Annotated in this window: 16 protein-coding genes and 1 tRNA gene; 11 read left to right on the top strand and 6 right to left on the bottom strand. The window is 60.7% G+C overall.

Translation table 11 applies throughout. From position 1 onward, the window contains the following. Positions 1-115: 115 nt before the first annotated feature. Entirely contained in the window at positions 116-931 is an 816-nt protein-coding gene (gene suhB, locus AC07T0_RS08425; protein ID WP_191486016.1) for a type III secretion system regulator SuhB, read from the top strand. Positions 932-1,091: 160 nt separating this feature from the next. Here suhB and AC07T0_RS08420 read toward each other — a convergent pair whose 3' ends face one another. The 6 genes from AC07T0_RS08420 to queA all read right to left on the bottom strand — a co-directional run bounded on the left by AC07T0_RS08420 (position 1,092) and on the right by queA (position 7,207). After that, entirely contained in the window at positions 1,092-1,655 is a 564-nt protein-coding gene (locus AC07T0_RS08420; protein WP_495000717.1) for a glycine zipper 2TM domain-containing protein, read from the bottom strand. Between the two features lie 124 nt (positions 1,656-1,779). Further along, a complete protein-coding gene (gene secF / locus AC07T0_RS08415) occupies positions 1,780-2,694 on the bottom strand; it encodes a protein translocase subunit SecF (protein ID WP_248797089.1) in 915 nt (304 codons plus the stop codon). Between the two features lie 9 nt (positions 2,695-2,703). Beyond that, positions 2,704-4,572, bottom strand: a complete 1,869-nt coding sequence (gene secD / locus AC07T0_RS08410) for a protein translocase subunit SecD (protein ID WP_495000716.1) — start codon at positions 4,570-4,572, stop codon at positions 2,704-2,706. A gap of 62 nt (positions 4,573-4,634) precedes the next feature. Further along, the gene (yajC, locus tag AC07T0_RS08405) at positions 4,635-4,976 is read right to left on the bottom strand and encodes a preprotein translocase subunit YajC (RefSeq protein WP_495000715.1); all 342 of its coding nucleotides are present in this window, start codon (positions 4,974-4,976) and stop codon (positions 4,635-4,637) included. Between the two features lie 36 nt (positions 4,977-5,012). Next, positions 5,013-6,128 carry a tRNA guanosine(34) transglycosylase Tgt gene (gene tgt, locus AC07T0_RS08400; RefSeq protein ID WP_164886323.1) on the bottom strand — a complete coding sequence of 372 codons (1,116 nt, stop codon included), beginning with the start codon at positions 6,126-6,128 and terminating at the stop codon, positions 5,013-5,015. A 14-nt stretch (positions 6,129-6,142) separates the two neighbouring features. Beyond that, positions 6,143-7,207: a tRNA preQ1(34) S-adenosylmethionine ribosyltransferase-isomerase QueA gene (gene queA / locus AC07T0_RS08395; RefSeq protein ID WP_495000714.1), complete on the bottom strand. Its 1,065-nt coding sequence runs from the start codon at positions 7,205-7,207 to the stop codon at positions 6,143-6,145. Positions 7,208-7,315: 108 nt separating this feature from the next. On the opposite strand from queA, the gene AC07T0_RS08390 reads away from it, so the two are divergent. The 10 genes from AC07T0_RS08390 to AC07T0_RS08345 all read left to right on the top strand — a co-directional run bounded on the left by AC07T0_RS08390 (position 7,316) and on the right by AC07T0_RS08345 (position 15,701). Further along, positions 7,316-7,400 (top strand) — tRNA-Leu (locus AC07T0_RS08390). A gap of 455 nt (positions 7,401-7,855) precedes the next feature. Further along, a complete protein-coding gene (locus tag AC07T0_RS08385; RefSeq protein WP_495000713.1) occupies positions 7,856-8,002 on the top strand; it encodes a hypothetical protein in 147 nt (48 codons plus the stop codon). Positions 8,003-8,008: 6 nt separating this feature from the next. Continuing rightward, positions 8,009-8,425 carry a type II toxin-antitoxin system YafO family toxin gene (locus tag AC07T0_RS08380; RefSeq protein ID WP_495000712.1) on the top strand — a complete coding sequence of 139 codons (417 nt, stop codon included), beginning with the start codon at positions 8,009-8,011 and terminating at the stop codon, positions 8,423-8,425. A 324-nt stretch (positions 8,426-8,749) separates the two neighbouring features. Next, complete coding sequence (locus tag AC07T0_RS08375; protein ID WP_495000711.1) at positions 8,750-9,304, top strand: PH domain-containing protein; 555 nt, start codon at positions 8,750-8,752, stop codon at positions 9,302-9,304. Between the two features lie 4 nt (positions 9,305-9,308). Further along, positions 9,309-9,584, top strand: a complete 276-nt coding sequence (locus tag AC07T0_RS08370; RefSeq protein ID WP_495000710.1) for a hypothetical protein — start codon at positions 9,309-9,311, stop codon at positions 9,582-9,584. A gap of 623 nt (positions 9,585-10,207) precedes the next feature. Next, positions 10,208-10,684, top strand: a complete 477-nt coding sequence (locus AC07T0_RS08365; protein ID WP_495000709.1) for a formate dehydrogenase subunit gamma — start codon at positions 10,208-10,210, stop codon at positions 10,682-10,684. Beyond that, positions 10,681-12,243, top strand: a complete 1,563-nt coding sequence (locus AC07T0_RS08360) for a formate dehydrogenase beta subunit (RefSeq protein ID WP_495000708.1) — start codon at positions 10,681-10,683, stop codon at positions 12,241-12,243. Before AC07T0_RS08365 ends, AC07T0_RS08360 begins: the two co-directional genes overlap by 4 nt. After that, positions 12,240-15,128, top strand: coding sequence for a formate dehydrogenase subunit alpha (gene fdhF, locus AC07T0_RS08355; protein ID WP_495000707.1), 2,889 nt, complete (start codon positions 12,240-12,242; stop codon positions 15,126-15,128). The genes AC07T0_RS08360 and fdhF overlap by 4 nt, the downstream gene beginning before the upstream one ends. Continuing rightward, complete coding sequence (locus AC07T0_RS08350; protein ID WP_103497581.1) at positions 15,125-15,346, top strand: formate dehydrogenase subunit delta; 222 nt, start codon at positions 15,125-15,127, stop codon at positions 15,344-15,346. The genes fdhF and AC07T0_RS08350 overlap by 4 nt, the downstream gene beginning before the upstream one ends. A gap of 208 nt (positions 15,347-15,554) precedes the next feature. After that, a complete protein-coding gene (locus AC07T0_RS08345; protein ID WP_495000706.1) occupies positions 15,555-15,701 on the top strand; it encodes a hypothetical protein in 147 nt (48 codons plus the stop codon). Positions 15,702-15,712: the final 11 nt, after the last annotated feature.

Raw genomic sequence — 15,712 nt, 5'->3', positions numbered from 1 at the left:
AGCAAATCTTACAGAAGCACTGGGGATTGCGCCACGAGCGCCAACGTCGTCCTTCTCCCCCGGGACTTTTCTGGTAGAATGTTCGGCTTTCTTTAACACTCTAGGTGAAATGTCCATGCAGCCCATGCTGAATATCGCGCTGCGCGCCGCCCGCAGCGCCAGTGAATTGATTTTCCGCTCCATCGAGCGCCTGGATACCATCAAGGTCGACGAAAAAGACGCCAAGGACTACGTGTCCGAAGTGGATCGCGCGGCTGAACAGAAAATTATCGACGCGCTGCGCAAGGCCTATCCAACCCACGGCATTCGTGGCGAAGAAACCGGCTTCCACGCCGGCAGCGGTGAAGGCGAAGAATACCTGTGGATCATCGACCCACTCGATGGCACCACCAACTTCCTGCGTGGCATCCCGCACTTCGCGGTCAGCATCGCCTGCAAATACCGCGGCCGCCTTGAGCACGCCGTGGTCCTCGACCCGGTTCGCCAGGAAGAGTTCACCGCCTCCCGTGGCCGTGGCGCCCAGCTCAATGGCCGTCGCCTGCGCGTCAGCGGTCGCACCAGCCTGGACGGCGCCCTGCTGGGTACCGGCTTCCCGTTCCGTGACGACCAGATGGACAACCTGGACAACTACCTGGGCATGTTCCGCGCCCTGGTCGGCCAGACCGCTGGCATCCGCCGCGCCGGTGCCGCGAGCCTGGACCTGGCCTATGTCGCCGCCGGTCGTTTCGATGCATTCTGGGAGTCGGGCCTGTCCGAGTGGGACATGGCCGCAGGCGCCCTGCTGATCCAAGAGGCCGGCGGCTTGGTGAGCGACTTCACCGGCGGTCACGACTTCCTGGAAAAAGGCCATATCGTTGCTGGCAACACCAAGTGCTTCAAGGCTGTGCTGACGGCGATCCAGCCGCACCTGCCAGCTTCGCTGAAGCGCTAAGCACCCAGCCACAAAAAAGCACCCCTCGGGGGTGCTTTTTTATGCCTGCGATTTGAGACCAAACCACCCCCGCAAGGGCTGCCGCCTACCTGTAGGAGCCGGCTTTCACAGGGACCGCGCCCAACCGGAAATCCATATCGAGCGCAAAACCTGCGTTTGATTATTGACCAGGCTGGCCTTGAACCGGCGGGTTCTGGCTCAGGACCAGATGCCCGTCCTTGTCCACCGGGATCTGGTTACCCGGATCGCGATCCATGCGGATCTTGCCTTCCTTGCCGCCCAACTGATAGCGCACATCGTAGCCGACGACCCTGTCGCTGACATCGTTGACCGTATTGCAGCGCTTCTGGGTCGTGGTGTAGGTGTCACGCTCCTGCATGCCCTCCTGCACCTTGTTACCGGCGTAACCACCACCGACCGCACCGACCACGGTGGCCAGGGTCTTGCCGCGACCGCCACCGACCAGGCTACCCAGCAAACCACCGCCGACCGCACCCAGTGCGGTACCGGCCAGACGGTGCTCATCCTGGACTGGTTTCTGCCGGGTCACCGCGACATCTTCACAGACTTGGCGCGGGGTCTTGATTTGAGTCTTGACCGGCTCTACCGCCAATACTTGCGCATACTCAGGGCCGCCTTTTACCAGGTTATAGGTGGCAACAGCACCCCCGGCAGTCACACCGACAGCACCCAATACCGCACCCACCAGCAACGACTTGTTCACGTGAACCTCCTGACCATCACAAGCGGATCGATGCCCGCCTTTCTCTATGGCTTTGGAGTATAAAAAAAGGCGCGAGTTCAACACTCGCGCCTTTATCAGCTGACAACCTGAAGAAAGATTTCCGTCAAGGACGGTCGTCGACTTCCTTCTGGGTATTGGCCGGAGGAATCAGGTCCTCGCTGTTCAGGTTCAGCCAGATCAGCACCACGTTGGCGATGTAGATCGACGAATAGGTACCCGCCAGCACCCCGACGAACAGGGCGATGGAGAAACCGAACAGATTGTCGCCACCAAAGAACAGCAGCGCGGTAATCGCCAGCAGGGTGGAGATCGACGTCGCCATGGTCCGCAGCAGGGTCTGAGTGGTCGAGACGTTGATGTTCTCGATCAGGCTGGCCTTGCGCAGCACACGGAAGTTCTCACGCACCCGGTCGAAGACCACGATGGTGTCGTTGAGCGAGTAGCCGATAATCGCCAGTACCGCCGCCAGCACCGTCAGGTCGAAGGTGACCTGGAAGAACGACAGGATACCCACGGTCACCACCACGTCGTGGATCAGCGAGACGATGGCACCGACCGCGAACTTCCACTGGAAGCGGAAGGCCAGGTAGATCAACACGCCGCCCAGCGCCATAAGCATGCCGAGGCCGCCCTGGTCGCGCAGCTCTTCACCTACCTGCGGACCGACGAACTCGACGCGCTTGATCTGCGCCGGGTTATCGCCGCCGACCTTCTGCAGCGCCTCGGCCACCTGATGACCCAGCTGCGGGTCTGCACCCGGCATCCGCACCAGCAGATCGGTGGTCGCGCCAAAACTCTGCACGATCGCCTCGTGATAACCGGACTCACTCAGCTGCTCGCGCACCTTGGAGACATCCGCCGCATGCTCGTAGGTCAGCTCGATAAGCGTACCGCCGGTAAAGTCCAGACCGTAGTTCATACCCTTGTGGAAGCAGCTGAACAAGGCCAATGCGGTGAGGAACAGGGTGAAGCCGAACGCAACGTTGCGAACACCCATGAAGTTGATAGTACGTAACATGGCAGCCCCTTAAATCCACAACTTCTTGAAGTCACGACCGCCGAAGATCAGGTTGACCATCGCGCGGGTCACCAGAATGGCCGTGAACATCGAGGTAAAGATCCCGAGGGACATGGTCACCGCAAAGCCTTTGACCGGGCCGGTGCCCATGGCAAAGAGGATACCGCCCACCAGCAAGGTGGTCAGGTTGGCGTCGATGATCGCCGTGAACGCACGACCGAAGCCTTCATTGATCGCTCGCTGCACGGTCATTCCCGAGGCAATCTCTTCACGTATCCGCGAGAAGATCAGCACGTTGGCGTCCACCGCCATCCCCATGGTCAGGACGATACCGGCGATACCCGGCAGGGTCAGCGTTGCCCCCAGCAGGGACATCAGCGCCAGCAAGGCAACCATGTTGAAAGCCAGCGCCACGGTGGCAATGATGCCGAAGAAGCGGTAGATGGCGATGATGAACAGCGAGACGAACAGCATGCCCCACAGCGATGCATCGATACCCTTGGTAATGTTGTCGGCGCCCAGGCTTGGACCGATGGTACGTTCTTCAGCGAAGTACATCGGCGCGGCCAGACCACCAGCACGCAGCAGCAGCGCCAGTTCCGAGGACTCGCCCTGGCCGTTCAGGCCGGTGATGCGGAACTGACTGCCCAGCGGCGACTGGATGGTCGCCAGGCTGATGATCTTCTTCTCTTCCTTGAAGGACTGCACCGGCACGTCTTTCTCGACACCGTTGACGACCTGCTTGGTGTAGGTGGTGATCGGCTTCTGTTCGATGAAGATCACCGCCATGCTGCGCCCGACGTTGCTGCGGGTCGCGCGGCTCATCAGCTCGCCACCGTGACCATCGAGCTTGATGTTCACCTGTGGACGACCGTGCTCGTCGAAGCCGGCCTTGGCATCGGTCACCTGGTCACCGGTGATGATCAGGCCACGCTCGATCTGCGCCGGAGGACGATTGCCTTCACGGAACTCGAACTCCTCGGAGGTCGCCTTCGAAGCACCCGGCTCAGCGGCCAGGCGGAACTCCAGGTTGGCGGTCTTGCCGAGGATCCGCTTGGCTTCAGCGGTGTCTTGTACGCCCGGCAGCTCGACCACGATGCGGTTGGCACCCTGACGCTGCACCAGTGGCTCGGCCACACCCAGTTCGTTGACGCGGTTACGGACCGTGGTCAAGTTCTGCTTGATGGAGTATTCGCGGATTTCCGCCAGCTTGGCCGGGGTCATCGCCAGACGCAGTACCGGCTGATCGTTGAGGTCGGCCGTTACAATGTCGAAATCGTTGAAGCTCTTGCGGACCAGCGCACGGGCCTGCTCGCGGGTATCCGTGTCGGCAAAGCCCAACTGGATGGCACCATTGAACGGTGGCAGGGTGCGATAACGCACACGCTCCTTGCGCAACAGGCTCTTGACGTCGCCGTCATAGACTTTCAGGCGGGCGTCGACGGCTTTTTCCATGTCCACTTCCAGCAGGAAGTGCACACCACCGGACAAGTCCAGACCCAGCTTCATCGGGTGCGCGCCGAGGCTGCGCAGCCATTGCGGGGTGGTCTGTGCCAGGTTCAGGGCCACGACATAGTCGTCGCCAAGGGCTTTGCGCACCACGTCCTTGGCCGGCAGTTGGTCTTCCTGCTTGGTCAGGCGGATCAGACCGCCCTTGCCGCCGGCGGCCAGAGTGGCGCCCTTGACGGTGATCTTGGCATCGGTGAGCGCCTTGCTCACGCGGTCCAGATCGGCCTGCGTGACCTGCAACGCCGTGCTGGCGCCGCTGACCTGGATCGCCGGATCGTCAGGATAGAGATTGGGAGCGGAATAAATAAAACCGACCGCCAGCACCGCCAGGATCAGTAGGTATTTCCACAGAGGGTATTTGTTCAGCATCACGCCGCCCGCTTATGACGCGGGGCGCCTTGCGCGCCCCGTCGATTGTTGAAAGTTGAAACTTAGATCGCTTTCAGCGTGCCTTTAGGCAGGGTGGCCGCGATGGCGCCCTTCTGAAACTTCATTTCGACGGTGTCGGACACTTCCAGCACCACGAAGTCGTCGCTGACTTTGGTGATCTTGCCAGCGATACCGCCGGTGGTGACCACTTCATCGCCTTTGGCCAGGTTGCCCAGCAGGTTCTTCTGCTCCTTGGCGCGCTTGGCCTGTGGACGCCAGATCATCAGGTAGAAGATGACCAGGAAGCCGACCAGGAAGATCCATTCGAAACCACCGCCCAGGGGACCGGCGGCAGCAGCCGGTGCGGCACCGTCCGCGAACGCGTTAGAGATGAAAAAGCTCATTTAGCACTCCAGTTGCAAGAATTCAGTTCTGAAAATTCAGTCCAAAGGCGGTACGGGAAGCCCGCGTTTGGCGTAGAAGGCATCGACAAAGGCGGCCAATGTACCCTGTTGAATAGCCTCGCGCAAACCAGCCATCAGGCGCTGGTAATGGCGCAAATTGTGGATCGTATTCAACATGCTCCCCAGCATTTCGCCGCACTTGTCCAAATGATGCAGATAAGCACGGGAGAAGTTCTGGCAGGTGTAGCAATCGCAGGTCGGATCCAACGGCGATTCATCATGGCGATGGAACGCGTTGCGGATCTTCAGCACGCCGGTATCGATGAACAGGTGCCCATTGCGGGCATTACGAGTTGGCATCACGCAATCGAACATGTCCACCCCGCGGCGCACACCCTCTACGAGATCTTCCGGCTTGCCAACGCCCATAAGGTAACGAGGTTTGTCAGCGGGCATCAGGCCGGGCAGGTAATCCAGCACCTTGATCATTTCGTGCTTGGGCTCGCCCACCGACAGACCGCCGATGGCCAGGCCGTCGAAGCCGATCTGGTCGAGGCCTTCAAGGGAGCGTTTGCGCAGGCTTTCGTGCATACCGCCCTGAACGATGCCGAACAGCGCGGCGGTGTTCTCGCCGTGGGCATTTTTCGAGCGCTGGGCCCAACGCAGCGACAGCTCCATGGACACCCGGGCGACGTCTTCGTCAGCCGGGTACGGGGTGCACTCGTCGAAAATCATCACGATGTCCGAACCCAGGTCGCGCTGGACCTGCATCGACTCTTCCGGGCCCATGAACACCTTGGCGCCGTCGACCGGCGAGGCGAAGGTCACGCCCTCCTCCTTGATCTTGCGCATGGCGCCCAGGCTGAACACCTGGAAGCCGCCGGAGTCGGTGAGGATCGGGCCTTTCCACTGCATGAAGTCGTGCAGGTCGCCGTGGGCTTTGATCACCTCGGTGCCAGGGCGCAGCCAAAGGTGGAAGGTGTTGCCAAGGATGATCTCGGCGCCGGTGGCGACGATATCCCGAGGCAGCATGCCCTTGACCGTACCGTAGGTGCCCACCGGCATGAAGGCTGGGGTTTCGACGGTACCGCGGGGGAAGGTCAGGCGACCGCGACGCGCCTTGCCATCAGTGGCGAGCAGCTCGAACGACATACGACAGGTGCGACTCATGCTTGGTCCTCTGGGGCCCGATCCTTGGGTGCGGCAGGCGCCGGGTTGCGGGTGATGAACATCGCATCACCGTAACTGAAGAAGCGGTAGCCGTTGTCCACGGCGGCCTTGTAGGCGGCCATGGTCTCGGGGTAACCGGCGAAGGCCGAAACCAGCATCAGCAGCGTGGATTCGGGCAGATGGAAATTGGTTACCAGGGCGTCGACCACATGGAAGGGACGGCCGGGGAAGATAAAGATATCGGTGTCGCCGCTGAACGGCTTGAGCACGCCATCGCGGGCGGCGCTTTCCAACGAACGGACGCTGGTGGTACCGACGGCGATCACCCGACCACCGCGCGCGCGGCAGGCGGCCACGGCGTCGACCACTTCCTGGCCGACTTCCAGCCATTCGTGGTGCATGTGGTGGTCTTCGAGACGCTCCACGCGGACCGGCTGGAAAGTCCCGGCGCCGACGTGCAGGGTGACGAAAGCGCTTTCAACACCCTTGGCGGCGATGGCGTCCAGCAGCGGCTGATCGAAATGCAGCCCGGCGGTGGGCGCGGCCACGGCGCCGAGGCGTTCGGCGTAGACGGTCTGATAGCGCTCGCGGTCGGCGCCTTCATCGGGACGGTCTATATAAGGAGGCAACGGCATATGACCGACGCGCTCCAGCAGCGGCAGCACTTCCTCGGCGAAGCCCAGTTCGAAGAGCGTGTCGTGGCGGGCGAGCATCTCGGCTTCGCCGCCGCCGTCGATCAGTATCTTCGAACCGGGTTTGGGCGACTTGCTGGAGCGCACATGGGCCAGCACGCGATGGGTATCGAGGACCCGTTCCACGAGGATTTCCAGCTTGCCGCCAGAGGCTTTCTGGCCGAACAGGCGGGCTGGAATGACCCGGGTATTATTGAACACCATCAGATCGCCCGGGCGTAAATGCTCAAGCAAATCAGTGAATTGACGGTGTGCGAGCGCGCCGCTGGGGCCGTCGAGGGTCAGCAGGCGACTGAGGCGTCGCTCGGCCAAAGGATGGCGAGCGATCAGGGAATCGGGGAGCTCGAAAGTAAAGTCAGCGACGCGCATGATGGGGTTCGTTCAGCAGGGCCGGGAAGTTTAGCGGAAATCGTTAAAATTGACCACGAAAGCCGATTGACCAACGGTAATCACGTCTCTATACTTCGCCGCCATTGAGCCCTGATGGCGGAATTGGTAGACGCGGCGGATTCAAAATCCGTTTTCGAAAGGAGTGGGAGTTCGAGTCTCCCTCGGGGCACCATCTTAAAAAAAGACCTTGAAATTCAAGGTCTTTTTTTTCGTCCACAGAAAAGCGAAAGGTAGCACGATCCCTGTAGGAGCCGAGCTTGCTCGCGAAGAACGATAACGCGGAGAGCCTGCCGTGCGCCGCCGCCAATCTCGACATCAATCGAAGATCGGCCGGTCCTTACCCTCTCTCCCGTCGCAGCATTCCCTGAGTCAAATCCCCATCTCACCCAGGCAATGCGATGCCCTGCTCGTAGCGTCTTGTTTCAGCTTACTCCTTGTGGCCGTGTATGGTGGGTTGTATGGTTCTGGAAAGTGCTAACTCCCCCATACAAGTCCATGAACAGATCCGACATCCAAGCACCGGCCATTGGCCAAAGCCACCGCAATACCGCCAGCGACCATGGTTTGCTCAACAGCGAGCGATCGCTTAAGCTTTTCACAGTGAGCATTCAATCTCTGGAGGCTGCCATGGCCACCACCAAAAAAATCGACAAGCCCCGCAAGAAGGCCATCAGCAGTGAGCTGACATACCTTGATGTGCGTCAGGCCGCGCGTGACGGACAAAAAGCCTTTGAGGCCTTCGTTATCAGCGGCAAGCTGCCCGTCACCAAGTAGTCACGCATGCCAGCGGTCAAGGTCTCCGATCTCTTCAAGAACATTCAGAACTGGCAGAATTTCTACGCACACTTTTACAACTACAAGGTATGTGGCGACCTAGCAAACATTTTCGGGCGAGATGAGCGTCTTGACCTAAGAGAAATGCACCATATTCATCTCGCCAACACCCTGGAAATGCAAAACCGCTGGGCCAGAACGCAAAGACAATTTTACCGCACGACCCGCCTGAACGATCCCGAGAATGACTTCTGGCTGATTTACGCCTACGACGAGTTCAAGGATGAATACCTGCTGCTGACGATCCTGGGGCCAGACGCCCACAATCGAGATGATTGGGGTGCCTTCTTGCGTAGCATTCACAATCAGATTGTGGAGCCGTGGGTGCTCGGAAAAATGACCTATCCTGACGAAGAGGACTAAGAAGAGCCGTCACGTGTGGCATTACACCTGCCAAAAAGGGCTCGCTTGATTTCTGCCATGCAGTATTGTTTCCGGCAACAGGAACGTCTACGCTCGGCAGCTACTAAGCTCAGCACGCGAAAGGAATTGCAAGCATGGTCCATCCCTTCCTTCAGCACCACCTTGCCCGCACAGAACCGATGCGGGAGCAAAACCCCTCGCGCACGCCAAGAGCAGCACTCAACAAACAAAACATTTAAAGACGCCACTCAGTCGATTACTCGTAGTCCATGGCCTGATTGAGCACTATTTTTAGCAACACTTAACATTTATTGGGGATAGCACATGAGCTTTGACTTCAAAAATGCAACAAAAGATAGTCTCAAGGCTGAATATAAACGTATCGCTACCGAGTTGGGAGATGATCAGTTTTTCACCAAAAAAGAATTGAACCACCTTCCGGAAATTCTTGCTGACGGCGAACAAATACTGGCCTTCACATCCGGACTGATGGACGCCAACACCTGGCTCATTACCCTTACCGACCGCCGGATCATCTTCCTTGATAAAGGAATGATCTATGGATTGAAGCAAACCACTATCGACCTGGACAAAATAAACGCTGTGTCGGGTGAAACCGGCATCTTCTTTGGCAAGATCAAGATCGAAGACGGCGCAAAAGAAAGGGAAATCAGGAACGTCTGGAAAAAAACTGTCGTCCGATTCACGAACAAAGCTCGTGATGCCATTGAGGCACGTAAGCGCCCCCAGCACCAGACAGCACCAACCAACGCTGATGATTTTGTTTCAAAACTGGAGCGACTGGCGGGCTTGAAAGACAAAGGTGTACTGAGCCAGCAGGAGTTCGACCAGCAAAAAGCCAAGCTTTTGGCCGATTAACTCCATGGAGCTTCTTGTAGTTCTTGCCGGTATTGCCGGTCTGGTTCTGCTCTATTTCTGCCTGGGCATCGCCCTCAAATTTATTTGGGGCTGGTGGATATCCATCGTGGCAGTACTATTTTGCATCTATATTGGCTTGACCCATGGATGGGTCGGAGCAATCGGCGGCGTACTCGGTTCTTGCGTCGCACTGACGACCAACAACAAGTGGCACGACACGAAACTATACTTATTCGTCTGTGACAAGCTGGATAAGTGGTTCTATTTCAAAGACACCTGAATGCTTGAGAAGGTCTGGCCGCCTCATGGAGTGCTTCGAACGAGAGAGCAAAAGGATAATACTTGAATCTTTGAGAAGGAAGGTCTGAAACGAACACCCATCGTGTTACCGCATTAATCAAGATATGTCAGTGCAAGGCAATCTCTTGGCACTTCTGGAAACCTTCGGTTACACCCAAATATTGCAAGCGGAAAAAGGTCTCAGTAAAATGAGTTTCCACGTTGATGCACTCAGTGAGACCAACAAACCTGCAGCAAGCAGATTTGTGGAAAAACCGCCCTACTAAGGCGGTTTTTTTTCGCCTCCACTTTCTGGAAAAAGAGGTACCCCGCCCCCTCGTGGACAACACCTCGGGCAGCACTCATCTAGACTCAACAGGCGGTCGCAAAAAGAACCGCGTACGTCGCTTTGGTGCAGGCGAATCAAAGGCCGCGTGGCAAGCTGCCTTTTATGCCTTGAAGAGGTGCGGCAAAGACCGCACCGGGCCCAACAAGATACCCGCCCAGGGTGCCTGGCCAACGGCCTGAAATGCCACGATACCGTGACGTGGCGTGAGTGCCGCAGCCGACACTTTCGGACAACCGACAACCGCCTGGTTTGTCCGTGACCGTGAGGAATGCCGTATGCCTGATGAGATGTTGCACCTGCCTATGGTCAACAACGTGCTGGAGCGCCACAAGGGCTCCCCCGGCGCACTGTTGCCCATCCTTCATGAGATTCAGGCGGACATCGGCTACATCCCCGATGCCACCGTCCCCGAGATTGCCCACGCCCTCAACCTGAGTCAGGCCGAAGTGCGCGGGGTGATCAGCTTCTACCACGACTTCCGTAGCGCACCTCCGGCCCGGCATATCCTGCGCCTGTGCCGCGCCGAGTCCTGCCAGAGCCGCGGCGCCGAGCAACTCGCCGCGCAGTTGCGCGAACGCCTGCAACTGGACGACCACGGCAGCAGTGCCGACGGCAACATCAGCCTGCGCCCGGTGTACTGCCTCGGCGCCTGCGCCTGTTCACCGGCCCTCGAGCTGGATGGCCAGGTGCACGCACGACTCAGCGCCGAACGCCTGGATGCCCTGCTCGACGCTTGCCAGGAGGACGCATGATGCCGTGCCTTTATCTGCCCGCTGACTCCCTTGCCCGTGCCGTGGGTGCCGATGAGGTAGCCGCGGCCCTTGCCGCGCAAGCCCAGGAACGCAATCTGCCGCTGGACCTGCAACGCACCAGCTCCCGTGGCCTGTACTGGCTGGAACCGCTGCTGGAAATCGACAGCGCGCAAGGCCGTATCGGCTTCGGCCCGCTGACCGTTGCCGATGTGCCGTCGCTGCTCGATGCGCTGCAAGGCGATCCGTCCGCCCATCCCCTGGCCTTGGGCCCGGTGGAGCAGTTGCCGTATCTGAAGACGCAACAACGCCTGCTGTTCGCCCGCGCCGGCATTACCCGGCCGCTGTCCCTGGAAGATTACCGCACCCACGGTGGCTTCGAAGGCTTGACCCAGGCCATCGCCCTGGGCGGCGAACAGACCGCCAGCGCCGTGTTCGATTCCGGCCTGCGTGGCCGTGGCGGCGCGGCCTTCCCGGCCGGGATCAAATGGCGCACGGTGCGCAGCGCCCAGGCGGCGCAGAAATACATTGTCTGCAACGCCGACGAAGGCGACTCCGGCACTTTCGCCGACCGTATGCTGATGGAAGGCGACCCCTTCCTGCTGATCGAAGGCATGGCCATTGCCGGCATCACCGTCGGCGCCAGCTACGGCTACATCTATGTGCGCTCGGAATATCCACAAGCCGTGGCCACCCTGCGCGAAGCGCTGGACATCGCCCGCGCCGCCGGTTACCTCGGCACCAATGTCGGCGGCAGCGGCCTGCCCTTCGACATGGAAGTGCGCGTCGGAGCCGGTGCCTACATCTGCGGTGAAGAAACCGCGCTACTGGACTCCCTCGAAGGCAAGCGCGGGATTGTCCGCGCCAAGCCGCCGATCCCCGCCCTGAAGGGCCTGTTCGGCCTGCCGACCCTGGTGCACAACGTGCTGACCCTGGCCTCGGTGCCGCTGATTCTGGCCAAGGGCGCGCCGTTCTATCGCGACTACGGCATGGGCCGCTCCCTGGGCACCATGCCGTTCCAGCTGGCGGGCAATATTCGTCACGGCGGCCTGGTGGAACGCGCCTTCGGCCTGACCCTGCGGGAACTGGTGGAAGACTACGGCGGCGGTACCGCCAGCGGCCGACCACTGAAGGCTGCCCAGGTCGGTGGCCCCCTTGGCGCCTGGGTACCACCCAGCCAATTCGACACACCGCTGGATTACGAAGCCTTCGCCGCCATCGGCGCCATGCTCGGTCACGGTGGTGTGGTGGTAGCCGACGACAGCCTGGACATGGCCCGCATGGCCCGCTTCGCCTTGCAGTTCTGCGCCGAGGAATCCTGTGGCAAATGCACCCCTTGCCGTATCGGCTCGACCCGCGGCGTGGAGGTGATCGACCGCCTGTTGGCCGCACCTGACCAGAACGGTCGCGATGCCCAGGCGATCATCCTCAAGGACCTGTGCGACACCCTGCAATACGGTTCGCTCTGCGCACTGGGCGGCATGACTTCCTACCCGGTAGCCAGCGCCCTCAAGTACTTCCCCGCCGACTTCGGTCTGCAGCCCTCGGAGGCCGACCAATGATCACGCTCTTCGACCCGAACACTGATATCGACCTTGGAACCCCGGCCCGCGACAGCCAGGTGCAGGTCACCCTGAACATCGACGGCCGCAGCATCAGCGTGCCCGAAGGCACCTCGGTGATGCGCGCCGCCGCGCTGCTGGGCACCACCATTCCGAAACTCTGCGCCACCGACAGCCTGGAAGCCTTCGGCTCCTGCCGCATGTGCCTGGTGGAGATCGACGGCATGCGCGGCTACCCGGCGTCCTGCACCACGCCGGTCAGCGAAGGCATGAGCGTGCACACCCAGACGCCAAAGCTCGCCACCCTGCGCCGTAACGTCATGGAGCTGTACATCTCCGATCACCCGCTGGACTGCCTGACCTGCTCGGCCAACGGCAACTGCGAGCTGCAAACCGTCGCCGGCCAGGTTGGCCTGCGGGAAGTGCGTTACGGCTATGAAGGTGAAAACCACCTGGCCGAGCAGAAGGACACCTCCAACCCCTACTTCGACTACGATCCGAGCAAGTGCATCGTCTGCAACCGTTGCGTGCGCGCCTGCGAAGAAACCCAGGGCACCTTTGCCCTGACCATTACCGGGCGCGGTTTCGAATCGCGGGTCGCGGCCGCCGGTGGCGAGAATTTCCTCGACTCGGAATGCGTGTCCTGCGGCGCCTGTGTGCAGGCCTGCCCCACCGCGACCCTGATGGAAAAAAGCGTGGTCGAGCTGGGTCAGCCCGAACGCGCCGTGATCACCACCTGTGCCTATTGCGGCGTGGGCTGCTCGTTCCGCGCCGAAATGAAAGGCGACAAGCTGGTGCGCATGGTTCCCGACAAGAACGGCCATGCCAACCACGGCCATTCCTGCGTCAAGGGGCGCTTTGCCTGGGGCTATGCCAGCCACCCGGATCGCATCACCAAGCCGATGATCCGCAAACACATCAACGATCCTTGGCAGGAAGTCAGCTGGGATGAAGCGGTGACCTACGCCGCCAGCGAATTCCGCCGCCTGCAGCAGAAATACGGACGCGACTCCATTGGCGGCATCACCTCCAGCCGTTGCACCAACGAAGAAACCTACCTGGTGCAAAAACTGGTACGGGCCGCCTTCGGCAACAACAACGTCGACACCTGTGCGCGGGTCTGCCACTCGCCGACCGGCTATGGCCTGAAACAAACCCTGGGCGAATCCGCCGGTACCCAGAGTTTCGACTCGGTGATGCAGGCCGACGTGATCCTGGTGATCGGTGCCAACCCCAGCGATGCCCACCCGGTGTTCGCCTCCCAGCTCAAACGCCGCCTGCGTGAAGGCGCGCGACTGATCGTCATCGACCCACGGCGCATCGACCTGGTGGACGCGGTGCATGGCCGCGCCGAACTGCACCTGGCCCTGCGCCCGGGCACCAACGTCGCCATGCTCAACGCCCTGGCCCACGTCATCGTCACCGAAGGCCTGCTCGACCAGGCCTTTATCGACGCCCGCTGCGAGGGCAGCGATTTCGCCCACTGGAGCGAGTTCGTCAGCCGCGCGGAAAACTCGCCGGAAGTCCTTGGCCCGATCTGCGGCGTCGCCGCTGCCGACATCCGTGCCGCCGCCCGCCTGTATGCCGGCGGCAACAATGCGGCGATCTACTACGGCCTGGGCGTCACCGAACACAGCCAGGGCAGCACCGCGGTCATGGGCATCGCCAACCTGGCCATGGCCACCGGCAACATCGGCCGCGAAGGTGTCGGCGTGAACCCACTGCGTGGGCAGAACAACGTGCAGGGCTCCTGTGACATGGGCTCCTTCCCCCACGAGTTGCCCGGTTACCGGCACATCTCCAACGAAGTGGTACGGGCGCAGTTCGAACAGGCCTGGCACGTCACCCTGCAACCCGACCCGGGCCTGCGCATCCCCAATATGTTCGAGGCCGCCCTCAGCGGCAGCTTCAAGGGCCTGTATTGCCAGGGCGAAGACATCGCCCAGAGCGACCCCAATACCCAGCACGTCACCGCGGCCCTGTCGGCCATGGAATGCATCGTGGTGCAGGATATTTTCCTCAACGAAACTGCCAAGTTCGCCCATGTGTTCCTGCCGGGCAGCTCGTTCCTGGAAAAAGACGGCACCTTCACCAACGCCGAGCGGCGCATCTCGCGGGTACGCAAGGTCATGGAACCGCTGGGCGGCAAGGCCGACTGGGAAGGCACGGTGGCCCTGGCCAACGCCCTGGGTTACCCCATGAACTACAAGCACCCGTCGGAAATCATGGATGAAATCGCCAGCCTGACGCCGACCTTCAGCAACGTCAGCTACGCCGAACTGGATCGCCACGGCAGCCTGCAATGGCCGTGCAACGCCGCGGCACCGGACGGCACGCCCACCATGCACATCGAGGAATTCGTGCGCGGCAAGGGGCGCTTCATGCTCACCGGCTACATCCCCACCGAGGAGAAGGTCAACAATCGCTATCCGCTGCTGCTGACCACCGGGCGCATCCTCAGCCAGTACAACGTCGGCGCCCAGACCCGGCGTACCGAGAACGTCGCCTGGCACGACGAAGACCGCCTGGAAATCCACCCGAGCGATGCCGAGAGCCGTGGCATCAACGAAGGTGACTGGGTCGGCATCGGCAGCCGCGCCGGACAGACCGTACTGCGGGCGCGGGTCACCGAACGGGTCGCCCCGGGCGTGGTGTACACCACCTTCCACTTCCCTGAGTCGGGGGCCAACGTCATCACCACCGACAACTCCGACTGGGCCACCAACTGTCCGGAGTACAAGGTCACCGCCGTCGAAGTCAGCCGCGTCTACCACCCTTCCGAGTGGCAAAAACGCTACCAGGAATTCAGCGACGAACAACAACGCTTGCTCGACGAACGCCGCCATGAACGCAGCACCGGAGCCAAAGCCGAGGTGCGCCGATGAGCACTGAAAACCTGATCAAGATGGCCAACCAGATTGCCCAGTACTTCGCCACCGAACCGGACCAGCAACAGGCCGTGCTCGGCGTGCGCAATCACCTGCAGATGTTCTGGACACCCGGCATGCGCAAGGAGCTGCTCGCCTGGCAGACGGAACATCAGGGCGCGGACTTGCACCCGCTGGCGCAGGCGGCGGTCAGTGGGGCGGGCTGGGAGGCTTAGGTTCACACGATCGCTTGCAACCCTTGGCCTGTGAAGACGGGCCAAGGCGCATTGCACAGTTTTTACCGAGCACCCGCACTTCTGTAGAAGCAGGGCCCGGCAACGCACCATTACCCTCGACTAATCAGTCTTCGGCCACTGCTGCGCACCGTGCAGCAAGCGGATAATCTCAATGCGCTTGGCGCGGGATCTGAGGCGATAGACAACGATGAACGGGGTGCTGCTCCCCTTCGTGGGTCCCTTCAATTCGACCGAACCGCCCCATCTCCGGGTGATCGAGCAACTGGCTGACCTGATGCTCGATGCGGTGAAGGTTGCAGGTGATCGCCGCATTCTCCCACTTGACGATTGGTGAAACCTGCCTTT

The organism is Pseudomonas sp. GW821-FHT04D07 (assembly GCF_059420225.1).
The sequence above is the reverse complement of the archived record's forward strand: the minus strand, read 5'-3'. Positions and strand labels throughout refer to the sequence as shown.

Excerpts from the sequence above, each read along its gene's own strand:
- AC07T0_RS08350 (WP_103497581.1), top strand. The coding sequence starts at position 15,125 with ATGAGCACTGAAAACCTGATCAAGATGGCCAACCAGATTGCCCAGTAC.
- AC07T0_RS08365 (WP_495000709.1), top strand. The coding sequence starts at position 10,208 with ATGCCTGATGAGATGTTGCACCTGCCTATGGTCAACAACGTGCTGGAG.
- secD (WP_495000716.1), bottom strand. The coding sequence starts at position 4,572 with ATGCTGAACAAATACCCTCTGTGGAAATACCTACTGATCCTGGCGGTG.
- suhB (WP_191486016.1), top strand. The coding sequence starts at position 116 with ATGCAGCCCATGCTGAATATCGCGCTGCGCGCCGCCCGCAGCGCCAGT.
- AC07T0_RS08370 (WP_495000710.1), top strand. The coding sequence starts at position 9,309 with ATGGAGCTTCTTGTAGTTCTTGCCGGTATTGCCGGTCTGGTTCTGCTC.
- fdhF (WP_495000707.1), top strand. The coding sequence starts at position 12,240 with ATGATCACGCTCTTCGACCCGAACACTGATATCGACCTTGGAACCCCG.
- AC07T0_RS08375 (WP_495000711.1), top strand. The coding sequence starts at position 8,750 with ATGAGCTTTGACTTCAAAAATGCAACAAAAGATAGTCTCAAGGCTGAA.
- yajC (WP_495000715.1), bottom strand. The coding sequence starts at position 4,976 with ATGAGCTTTTTCATCTCTAACGCGTTCGCGGACGGTGCCGCACCGGCT.
- AC07T0_RS08385 (WP_495000713.1), top strand. The coding sequence starts at position 7,856 with ATGGCCACCACCAAAAAAATCGACAAGCCCCGCAAGAAGGCCATCAGC.
- AC07T0_RS08360 (WP_495000708.1), top strand. The coding sequence starts at position 10,681 with ATGATGCCGTGCCTTTATCTGCCCGCTGACTCCCTTGCCCGTGCCGTG.
- AC07T0_RS08345 (WP_495000706.1), top strand. The coding sequence starts at position 15,555 with ATGAACGGGGTGCTGCTCCCCTTCGTGGGTCCCTTCAATTCGACCGAA.
- queA (WP_495000714.1), bottom strand. The coding sequence starts at position 7,207 with ATGCGCGTCGCTGACTTTACTTTCGAGCTCCCCGATTCCCTGATCGCT.
- tgt (WP_164886323.1), bottom strand. The coding sequence starts at position 6,128 with ATGTCGTTCGAGCTGCTCGCCACTGATGGCAAGGCGCGTCGCGGTCGC.
- AC07T0_RS08380 (WP_495000712.1), top strand. The coding sequence starts at position 8,009 with ATGCCAGCGGTCAAGGTCTCCGATCTCTTCAAGAACATTCAGAACTGG.
- secF (WP_248797089.1), bottom strand. The coding sequence starts at position 2,694 with ATGTTACGTACTATCAACTTCATGGGTGTTCGCAACGTTGCGTTCGGC.